This window comes from Vibrio makurazakiensis (assembly GCF_050337375.1).
GTDB classification, from domain to species: domain Bacteria; phylum Pseudomonadota; class Gammaproteobacteria; order Enterobacterales; family Vibrionaceae; genus Vibrio; species Vibrio makurazakiensis.
Genome location: NZ_JAKJSW010000147.1, coordinates 1 through 10,819, shown reverse-complemented (window position 1 = coordinate 10,819; position 10,819 = coordinate 1). Strand labels below are relative to the sequence as shown.

The 10,819-nt window shown below is 41.1% G+C and carries 9 protein-coding genes; 4 read left to right on the top strand and 5 right to left on the bottom strand.

The features are described 5' to 3' along the window. The 3 genes from L4C33_RS15355 to L4C33_RS15345 all read left to right on the top strand — a co-directional run. A partial coding sequence (locus tag L4C33_RS15355; protein ID WP_428813294.1) for a restriction endonuclease subunit S occupies positions 1 to 1,178 on the top strand: 1,178 nt, incomplete at its 5' end. Positions 1,179 to 1,208: 30 nt separating this feature from the next. Continuing rightward, the gene (locus L4C33_RS15350) at positions 1,209 to 4,529 is read left to right on the top strand and encodes a type I restriction endonuclease subunit R (RefSeq protein ID WP_428813293.1); all 3,321 of its coding nucleotides are present in this window, start codon (positions 1,209 to 1,211) and stop codon (positions 4,527 to 4,529) included. Beyond that, positions 4,526 to 5,218, top strand: a complete 693-nt coding sequence (locus tag L4C33_RS15345) for a M48 family metallopeptidase (protein ID WP_428813292.1) — start codon at positions 4,526 to 4,528, stop codon at positions 5,216 to 5,218. Before L4C33_RS15350 ends, L4C33_RS15345 begins: the two co-directional genes overlap by 4 nt. 52 nt (positions 5,219 to 5,270) lie before the next feature. Here the strand turns inward: L4C33_RS15345 and mobF are convergent, their stop codons facing one another. From mobF to L4C33_RS15320, 5 genes are all read right to left on the bottom strand, one after another. Beyond that, the gene (gene mobF, locus L4C33_RS15340; protein ID WP_428813291.1) at positions 5,271 to 7,841 is read right to left on the bottom strand and encodes a MobF family relaxase; all 2,571 of its coding nucleotides are present in this window, start codon (positions 7,839 to 7,841) and stop codon (positions 5,271 to 5,273) included. Then, complete coding sequence (locus L4C33_RS15335; RefSeq protein WP_428813290.1) at positions 7,841 to 9,565, bottom strand: type IV secretion system DNA-binding domain-containing protein; 1,725 nt, start codon at positions 9,563 to 9,565, stop codon at positions 7,841 to 7,843. The genes mobF and L4C33_RS15335 overlap by 1 nt, the downstream gene beginning before the upstream one ends. Then, positions 9,565 to 9,852, bottom strand: a complete 288-nt coding sequence (locus L4C33_RS15330) for a hypothetical protein (protein ID WP_428813289.1) — start codon at positions 9,850 to 9,852, stop codon at positions 9,565 to 9,567. The genes L4C33_RS15335 and L4C33_RS15330 overlap by 1 nt, the downstream gene beginning before the upstream one ends. A 161-nt stretch (positions 9,853 to 10,013) precedes the next feature. Next, the gene (locus tag L4C33_RS15325) at positions 10,014 to 10,202 is read right to left on the bottom strand and encodes a hypothetical protein (protein ID WP_428813288.1); all 189 of its coding nucleotides are present in this window, start codon (positions 10,200 to 10,202) and stop codon (positions 10,014 to 10,016) included. Positions 10,203 to 10,209: 7 nt separating this feature from the next. Then, complete coding sequence (locus L4C33_RS15320; protein WP_428813287.1) at positions 10,210 to 10,401, bottom strand: helix-turn-helix transcriptional regulator; 192 nt, start codon at positions 10,399 to 10,401, stop codon at positions 10,210 to 10,212. A 117-nt stretch (positions 10,402 to 10,518) separates the two neighbouring features. Between L4C33_RS15320 and L4C33_RS15315 the strand changes: the two genes are divergently transcribed. Beyond that, the coding region (locus L4C33_RS15315; protein ID WP_428813286.1) for a hypothetical protein at positions 10,519 to 10,819 on the top strand (301 nt) is incomplete at its 3' end.

Genomic DNA, 10,819 nt, shown 5'->3' with positions numbered 1-10,819 from the left:
GAAATACTCCTTGGTTAACACCTGGCGAAGTGTCTAAATTTAAAGACAAACATATATTATCGACCTCCGAATATATTACGGATTCTGGAGTAAAGAATAGCGGTGCAAATTTGTTACCTGAAGGCTCACTATTGGTTACATCAAGAGCAACCCTAGGTGCAAGGGTTATAAATCAAGTACCTATGACAACCAATCAAGGCTTTAAATCTATTGTATTTAAAGACCCTAAAGATGCGGATTACTATTTCCATTTTTTATGCTTACTAAAAGCCGAGTTAGAAAGGCGTGCATCTGGTACTACATTCCTAGAGATTTCAGGGTCTGAATTTTCTGATATAGACTTGCCTGTTCCACCAAAAGCCGAACGCAATAAAATTACTGAAATTCTAGATAAATTAGACAACCAAATCCGTGAGACAGAAGTCATCATTGCCAAATTACGGCAAGTAAAACATGGCTTATTATATGATTTATTAACTCGCGGCGTTGATGAAAATGGAGAACTTCGCCCTAGTTATGAAGATGCACCTGAGCTATATAAATCTTTTGAATTAGGTTGGATTCCTAAAGATTGGAACGAAACTAGTCTAGGAGGAATCGGTTACTGGCGAGGAGGAGCAACACCTTCTAAAGCAGTCTCCATTTATTGGCCTAACGAAGGAACCTTATGGGTATCACCTAAGGACTTAAACGCCTCGGTTATTAAAGATACGGAAGATAAAGTTAGTGATTTAGCTATAGAAAATACAAATTTATATGTTTTTGATAAAGGCACTATCGTTGTAGTCTTTAGAAGTGGAATTTTGAGGCATTCATTACCTGCGATTCAAGTAGATAATAAGTTTACTGTAAACCAAGATATTAAAGCACTATTACCTAATAAGGGTGTAACTAGCAAGTTTGTACATTACTTTCTACAAGGTAAAGAGAAGCAAATATTAAACAAAGTAGTCAAAATAGGCACTACTGTTGAAAGTATTGATTTTGATACTTTTAAAAAGTTTGCTGTTGGCTTACCTCCTGAGCATGAGCAGCTGGCGATGAGCGACAGGTTGATTGAATTAGAAAATAGGCTTTTATATGAGAAAAACTCTCTTGATAAATTACGCATGAGTAAAGAAGGTTTAATGGATGATCTGCTTACAGGCAAAGTCCGAGTCACTGATTTAATAAAATAACAGACCAGCTAATAATTCAAAGGAAGTACTATGGGTCCGGAATATTTACAATCAGAATTGCCCTTAATCCAACAGCTTCAATCACAAGGTTGGCAATATATTGAAGGTAGTTTAGATGATGCTAGTGTTACTGGTCGTGATAGCTTTGCTGAAGTTCTGCAAACTAAGGTATTACGTGAGCAACTGGTAAGGGTTAATTTGCGAAGCTTGGCCAATGGTGAACAAACTGAATGGCTAGATGAGCAACGCGTTAATCAGGCAGTAGCGGTGATTAGTCGTATTTCCGCCTCTAGGTTAATAGAGGCCAACCAGAAAGCATCAGAGCTATTAACTAACGGCATTATTGTTGATGGCTTGCCTGATTGGGATGGTGGTCGTGCCCGTAGTATTCATTTTATTGACTGGGATACACCTGAAAATAATACCTTTACCGTAATCAACCAGTTTAAGGTTCAATGCCCTCCTGGGCATGACTCTAGCAAAAAACATATTATTCCTGATTTGGTGTTACTGGTTAACGGTATTCCGTTAGTTGTCATCGAATGTAAAAATCCAGATAGTGCCGAGCCTATGGCAGCAGCGATTAACCAACTTCGCCGTTATTCCAATCAACGTTTTGCAGTTGGTGAAGTAGAAGATAACGAAGGTGCACCTCAGCTATTTAGTACTAACCAGTTAATGATTGCTGCCAGCTTTGAGCAGTGTTTAGTGGGTACTATTGGCGCAAGAGCTGAGTTTTACAAACCTTGGAAAACTATCGCTACCCAGAGTGACCCCAAACGTTGTGAAAAAACACTCGCCAAAGAACTAGATGTTGCGGGATTGTCAGCCCAACAACGCTTAGTGGCTGGCATGTTAATGCCAGAATCTCTGTTAGATATTATTCGTCACTTTGTTTTGTTTGTGCATCAAGGTGGGCAAACCATCAAGATGGTCTGTCGCTATCAGCAATATCGTGGCGTAGTGCGCTCGGTTCAGCGCTTATTGTCGGGTAAAACCCGTAAGCAAGATGGCGAATACGACAGGCGTGGCGGTATAGTGTGGCATACCCAAGGCTCGGGTAAGTCATTAACTATGATGTTTTTGATCAGAAAACTGCGTACCGATGTTGCCTTACGCCGCTTTAAAGTTGTTGTAGTTACCGACAGAAAAGATCTACAAAAACAACTTTCAAGCACGGCTTCTTTAACTGATGAAATGGTTTCGGTTGCTAACAATAATAAATCACTTAAGAACCTTTTAAGGCAAGATGGTCCTGGCATCGTATTTGCGATGATTCAAAAGTATCGTGAGTCGCAAGCCAAAGCGGCTGACCCTTTTGAATTACTTAATGCCAGTGAAGATATATTGGTAATGGTGGATGAAGCGCACCGAACACAATCGGGTGATTTACACGCTAATTTGCTTTCTGGTATTCCTAACTGTGCCCGTATCGGTTTTACGGGTACGCCAATCATCATGGGTGAGAAAAAACGCACCCATGAAGTGTTTGGTGAGTTTATTGATAAATACACCATAAAAGAAGCGGAAGCTGATGGCGCAACCGTACCTATTTTATATGAAGGTCGCACGGTAAATGGTGCAGTAAAAGATGGCTCTAGCTTAGATGAGTTATTTGAAGATTTCTTTAGCGATAAAAGCGAAGAAGAACTTGAAGCCATTAAAAAGAAATATGCGACTAAAGGAAATGTATTAGAAGCCACGCTACTAATTGAAGAAAAAGCGGCAGATATGCTGCGCCATTATGTCACTAATATTTTGCCGAATGGTTATAAAGCACAAGTAGTTGCTTATAGTCGCTTAGCTGCTGTGCGTTACTATAAAGCCTTTATGGGTGCACGAGATAAGTTGCTGTTTGACGCTGAGCGCTTACCAGATGAATTAAAAGGCTGTGATAACGAAACCCTTTGCCGTAAGTCACCTAAAATACAAGCGTTGATCCAAGCATGGCGGTATAAAAATGTATTAGCCAGAATGGAATTTTCCACCATTATCTCATCTGATAATAACGATGGACCAGAGTGGGCAGAGCATACAGATAGAGCCAAACAAGATAAAGCGATTGAGCGTTTCAAAAAGCCGTTACTCAATAAAGAGCTAGGAGCTGATGCGGAACAAACAGAGACAGGAACCGATCCGCTTTCGTTCTTAATTGTTAAATCAATGCTGCTAACAGGATTTGATGCACCTATCGAAGGGGTGATGTATTTAGATCGCTCTATTCGTGAAGCTGAACTATTACAAACGATTGCCAGGGTTAATCGTACGGGTTATGGCAAGCAGTTTGGTATTGTGGTGGATTATTACGGTGTGGCCAATCACTTAAAAGCTGCGCTCGCGGCTTATAGTGATGAAGATGTTGAAGGTGCCTTACGTAGTTTAAAAGATGAAGTTCCCGCCCTTAGAGAGCGACATATTCGTGCTGTCGATATGTTCCGCAGTAAAGGAATAGAATCTCTTGATGATATTGAGTCTTGCGTACAGTTACTTAGTACTGAGAGATTGCGCCAAGAGTTTTCCGTAAAATTAAAAGCCTTCTTACAAAGCTTAGAGCAAGTATTACCACGCCCTGAAGGATTACCTTTTGCAGGCGATGCAAAAGCGCTGGCGATGATACAGAATCGTGCAAGAATGCGTTATCGCGACAGCATGGTGATTGGAAAAGATGTTGGGGCAAAGGTTCGTACTTTAATTGACGAACATATTATTTCATTGGGGATAGACCCAAAAGTAGCGCCGATAAACTTAACGGATGCTCAGTTTGATAACAGCGTAAATGAGGTTCGTGAACAAGCTGTAAATTATGGCGCTACTCCAGAAGAGCAGAAAAAAGCCATTGCTTCCGAAATGGAGCATGCTATTAAAAGCCATGTAAGCCAGCATATTGATGAAGATCCAGTTTATTATGAAAAGCTAAGTGAACGTCTAAAACAAATTTTAGATAGCTTAGTTGGTCAATGGGATGATCTGATCAAAGCGCTACAAACCATTATTGATGAAGTGCGTTCTGGTTCTACTAAGCATGAAGAGGGTCTACCAGACATCCCCGAGCATTACCTGCCATTTTATCGCATGCTAAAAGTGGCGGTTAGTGGTGATGAACAGCCTGATTTAGTCCTAGAAGCTCAACTGATAGAACTTACTGAAAAACTGGTTGCCCATATTCAAGATAAGATCACTACTACCAGTTTTTGGGAACCTCATCGCTTAGGTTTACAAGAAGAGTTAGAGCAGTATTTATTCGAAAGTCTGTATGAATCTGAGCTACTTGACTATGATCATATAGAACCGTTAGTTGATAAGCTTAGAGAGCTTGCCAAAGCAAATAGCTATAAATTAGAGGCTGTATGACCTTAACCATTGAAGACTTAGTTATTCCTATTAAACACAGTGCTGACCGTAAAACGATGCAATTAACTGTGGATAGAGATAGCAGCTTACTACTTATTGCTCCACCTTTTGTAGAGTCTGATGTGCTTGAAGGTTTTGTGCGTTCTAAGCTTAGCTGGGTCTATCAAAAGCTGGCAGAAAAATCACTTATGCATAAAACAGTACGTCAAAAACAGTTTGTGCAAGGAGAAGGCTTTTTATATTTAGGCCGCAGCTACCGTTTAAGCCTTGTTGATGAGCAAGAACTACCACTCAAGTTTTATCATGGCCGCTTTCATTTATCAAAAGACCATATTGAGGATGCTCGAAAGCTATTTATCGATTGGTACGTGGCAAAAGGCTTGAAATGGTTAGAAGCAAAAGCTAACGACTTTAAAAACCGTTTAAGTGTTGAGTTCTCATCAGTAAAAGTGCGTGATTTGGGGTATCGCTGGGGCTCATGTGGCAAAGGGCAGGTGCTTTACTTTCACTGGAAGACAATTTTATTGCCAGCAAAAATCGCTGAATATGTTGTTGTGCACGAGCTTTCACATTTGATAGAACCAAGCCACAGTGTCGACTTTTGGCTATGCGTAGAACGAGCTATGCCAGATTATAAAGAGCGAAAAAAATGGCTTGCAGAACATGGTATGGATGTCGAGGGCTTGTAGAAGCCTGCATTCAGGTAAAAGTAGTTTGGGACAGTGAGCCTGCTATAATTTCTCATACTATTGGCTCAAATGAATCGCACTCAACGTCACCCTTATAGGACTCTAGTTGTATATTTTTTGTTGGTTTGTTAACGGTATCTAAATACTCAAGCGCCATAGACTTCCTCCTCTCTGACGACATTACCTGGGCAACTGTTTGAACCCGTATTTCATCAGAAATCTCAACTCCCTCAGCCTGCTGAGTAACTAAGTCGATCTCTCGTGAGTTAAAAAACCAGTGACAGTTGTCCTTGTGTCGACTCCCTGCGACATAGCTGTTTGCTCGATCCATACCTGATGTCCAATAGACGAACACATCACCATCGATCGTTGTTCCTTGGCTAGCGTAAACCGTTAAGGCGTAGCCCAAAACCATTGGAAGGCGGCCTTCTTCGTTTTGGTAGTTGTTGCGGCTTACTGAAACCGTGTGCCCGCTATCTAAAAGAACAGTAAAAACGATATCATCGTTTGATTTGTATATGTTAGTTATCTTGCCCATTGAGCCGTTTGAGACTGATAGTCTGTAGTCGTTTTTGCACATTTTAATGCGATCACCAACTGCAAACCTTTGATTGCATCGATGCTCAGAAACGATGCAATCAACTTCAACCTCTTCATTCCCAACTTTTCCTTGAGATTGGAGAATGGTCCGCATTTGAGTTGATAGCTGATCAACGTCCTTCCAACGCTGCGCAAGCAACAGAGAGTTCTTATTTGGGTTATCACGATGGTAGCTTTCCCAAGCGTTGACCATTTGTTTCTGAGTATCTTTCGAGGACTCAGAAAAATTGAGTAATCCTTTCGCTTGGAATGCACTCAATGCCTTTGATGCCAGGCCGTCCCTCAAATGCATAACAGCTGTACGAGCCCAGCTCTCGCGCTGGCGTTTGATTTCTTCTATTCTGCTACAGTTCAATTTCTGAGATAAAAACCGTAAGCATCCGCCTAGTTCAATTGCGTCTAGCTGCTTATCTTCTCCAACTAAGATAACCTTCACATTGTGCTCTTGGGCTAGATGCAATAATGCATTCAATTGCTTTGTGCCTAGCTGGCCAGCTTCATCAACCACAAGCACATCAGCCAGAGAGAAATGATTTCGTCCACGTTCAGCGTCAGATAACAGCTTTGCTACGGTGTAAGAGGTTATTCTCGATTCTTCAGCAAGATTATCTGCCGCTTTTTTGGCAATCGCTGCACCGATTACTGATAAGCCTTGCTGTGAGTAAGCTGAGTGTAGTGCAGCCATAGCTGATGATTTTCCTGCGCCTGCTGAGCCTTGAAGAATGCTAAAATCCCCCTCGCAGCAGACATAGAAAAGCCCTTCGCTTTGCTCTTTTGTTAGAGTGTAGCCACATTGCTTCTCGTGTAATGAAATTGCATCATTAACGATATTTTTTTGCAATGCATGGCTATATTTTTCAGTAAGTGACTGAGTGATTTCAAGAATTTCATTTTCTAGCCTGAGCATTTGTTTAGTTGAGAAGAGTTGGTTGTGTTTGCTATCAGTTCCAAGTGAAACTAGTTCCTCATCTGTAAGTATCGACTTAGCCAACTGATTAACGATTGCTGCTGGTTCGCCATTCCACTGAGCAGTCTCAGCGATGGCCCGGTAAACATCTTGTTTTCTAAATACAGCATTTTTATTAGTCAGAGAGCTGATGATCTCAGGAATCTCAAATGCTGTTTTAGCTTCCGAAGGTTTGTATCTGGCGCTCAAATGTTTCTTAAGAAGTTCGTTGTTTAGCCCGTAGCTGTCTAGCTCACTTCTCCATTTTTGTAGTAGTCCATCTCGTTCGATCTTCTGTTTCGCAGCTCGTGTTGTTATTTTTATGCTATTCCCGATACGGCTAGCACTTGTCGTGGCTGAGCACTTTTTCAAACGTTCATTTATAGTTTGAGAGCGTTTTGAAAAGTTGTGGCAAGCTTGTTCTGGAATTATTGTCAGTCGAAAGCTTTCTCCGTCAGGCTCTATTTCGAAACCGAGCTTTTTCATTTGATGTGATAATTCTGCACGATAGATAGCACCTGCGGCTTTTTGCCATAAATAAAGGTCTCGGCTAATAATTGTTCCAAAAGATCCATCTAGCCTAGGGCTAAGATTTTGAACTAGCCCGTGAGTATGCAAGGAAACATCCAGAGCCCTTGATGTAGAGTGTTCGAGGGCTCTTACAATTAAGGCATGAGTGCGTTCTCGGGATTTTCCATTGATACCTCTACGAGTGTACGCAGCATTTTTTTCAAGTAAAATGATCGCTTGTCGAACCGATTTTAGCTGAGCGTTACTGATCTCTTTTCGTAGATGCTCATTGGCCATCGCCCAGGCCAGACTAACAGATTTTGGAGCTGAAAAAGTAAGATCCCACCCCGGCCTATGGTCATCTCCAGCTTGTTTACAAAGAGGTATCTTTCCGTTTGGAGAGTAGCCACGTGCTAAGTGGTGATACTCCTCACCAACAGGTTTATTATTGAGATTTAGATATTCCGCCCCACAACCTATCCAAACGTCCTCTGGAGATGCATCGTTGAGATAGTAGTCATCGTTATCGTAGTAGGTAATATTGTTAATTGGATGGATAGTCAGCATCAGCGAGCTCCCAGTCGGCCATTTTTTCGTTTTTGTGGATTTTGTGGAGCGTTGAGTACCCAAGAGCTAGGAGTGTGGCTAGGTGCTTGTTTGTCTAGCTTAGGGTATGGCCATTGGAGTCTAAATACGCTATTCCAACCGGAACTAGTTATGTAGCCAGTTACCCCATTCTCATTTGATTGAGGGAGGTGAACGAGATCAGAGGCTGTAACTAGTTGAGAAACTTCTTTTTGCCAATTTATTGCAGACGGACCAACTTTTGTACTCCCTGAGCATGGTCTTTCGTAAATAGCTTCACCAAAACATTTTGCAGCGTACTCTGCTTCACCACCTGGAGCGCCGCACCTAAGAGCTATTACTGTTGCAAATAGATTCAGGAGGGTATTTGTGTCGTGTTCTCCATACTTATCATGTAGTTGAGATATAGATTGAGTACCACCAACGAAACGACACCCCTTTGAGCGACCAAGACTCAACCATTCCTTTAAGCTATCGTTTTTAGGTAGATTTCCCAATTCATCAATAATCAACCAAGTTTGCAAAGTACTATTATTGTCTGGCTTTGCGAGCATTAAGCTGGTGATGAATCCTAGAATCGAATTACAAAGTGGAGCACCGACTTCCTTAAACTCTGGATGAGATTGTATGATGATTTTTTTGATATCAGGTCTATTACCATTGACCCAATCTCTAAGCGAAAACGACTTTTTAGAAGACTTTTGCCAATACTTGGCTAGGGAATAGAGCCACGATACATCTGTTAGGAGTGTCGACATAAAGCCATGCGTAGTTTTGGAATTCTTTTCTATATAGCGGGCAGCTTTGATGTAGTGCTGCTCGAACAAAATTCGAAGAGTGAAGTCATCTATAGACAATGTTTTAGCAATGTCGTCCCAACTCCATTCATCATTACTTTCGGCATTACAGATTGCCAATACTCCAGCTAAAATCGCTCTTGCACCATTCGACCACATAGGATCTTTGGTATTACCGGGAATTAGCCTCTGTGCAATGAGCTCAAAATCTTCATCACGTTTAAGATCTTTTGCTATATCCCAGTGTGCAGAACGTTTATCCCAGGGGGCGATTAGGAGTGTATCTTTGGGGTCATAAAATAGCTCAGTGTACTCGCGCTTTTCGTCGTAAATAATGATTTGTTGATTAGCGTTGATGATCTGTTGAAGTAGCTGCTTAAGAATGACGGACTTCCCTGAACCATGTTGGCCAAATGCGAATATGTTTCCTTCAAGTTCTTTCGGTGTAAGTAAAAGGTCTGGGTGAATAGCCACTGAACTTTTTTGGTTGTTCTTCCGGTGGTGATCGCGTAACCCCTTTTTGACTGATTTATCTTTGTATAGTGTTGGCCCGTTTACTTTTACTAGTTTATTCGTTCCTCCGGGTACAAATACAATACGGCAAGAAATCAGTGCAGAAGCAGCAAAATTGAGTAGAAAGGCAATTGAAACAGTAATTTTCATTTCTGAGTAAATGCCTAAGCTTTTGAGTTGAAAAACATACTGCGCAAGTAAAGCCGAAGAGTCTTGGGATAGAAGCTGCCAGGTAGCTTTGGCTACCCACTCAAGGTGTCGGTTAATCCCTCCCCATTTTTGCTCTGGCCATATTAATAAAGTTTGAAAAACGATAAGACTGATAAGGGACAGAGCGAACACCAAGGCTAACAAGCCCCACTTCTGTTTTGGCATTGATGGGGGAGTATGGCTCATTATTTAACTCGCTCCATTTTAAGGTAGTTGTTAACATCTTTGGCAGCTTTCTTTCGCTCGTCTGTTGTGAGGCCTATCGTAGCAACGCAGATCTCAAACGTACTTGCGATGATGCGGCTTTCAAATTTGGCCAAAAGAGCAAGAATGTTCTGATGCTCTTGGTGGCCTCTCCAGGTTTTTCTGATGATATCTGCCGTGGTTGTATTGTGATTCTCTGCTTCGGCTGTAATGTCGTTGTAATCGTTCATTGAGAAGCGAACAGTTACTGATTTTTGGGTTTGTTTCATTATTCTTCCTCTGAAATCATGGTAATCATGTTGTGATAATTAGCCTTGGCATCTTTTTGTTGTGGTTTTGAAATCATTTCTGAAATCTGCCCAAGGCTTTGCATTTTCTGGCTTAAAGTACTTTTGGCTTTGAATTTGGTTTCATTACCAATGAATAGGGTCTAAAACTCATCATCTATTTCAGGATCGTGAATCGAAATCCCATTAGGACGTTTTTTAAAACCTTCTCGTCGTGCTTTTATAACTTCAATTTCCCCTTTTATGTTTTTCCACATAGGAGGAAGGAAAAGCATTTTTACGATGGGTGTGAAACTTGATTTTTTTTGTTGGTAATGATTTTTTCGCATCATGTGTTCCTCATTGTTTATCTAACCAGTCGTTAATGTCTTTTGTTCGCCATCCTAAAATTTTATTTCCGGTATATATTCCTGATGGAAATCTAACATTGGGGTTGTGCCTCAATCGATCTAGTGTTGATGGACTTATGTTTAGCGCTTGACAGACTTGTTTTCTGCGCAAGAGTAGTGGGGTGAGTTGCTGTTGATTCATTTTGTATCCTCGGGTTATTGAATACGTTCTATGATATGGTTTGAAGGCATTTGAGTATCGGCACTGTCTCATCTAGTGAGCTGTATTGACTTTTGTTGTTATTTGTGGTGGGTGGTTTTGATTGAAAAAATTAGAGCAATTTTCTGGGCTCAGAAAGTATTGAAGTTAGATGGGCTTGAAGGTGTATTAGCTAGTGACAAGAAACTAAGAGAAAGGCTTAAAAAAACTCTAGATGAAAGATATAACGCACTAGATTCATCAACCATTGATGAGCGTATATATGATGTTGCCATGGCATCATTCTCTGACAAGGCCTCATGGAAAAAGTACCTAGCCGGAGAGTCAATACCAAAGTACAGCGAAGAAGGTGAGTTTTTTACAAGCTGCGCTGGTGTTCAGCAGCACCCCTATATAGTAA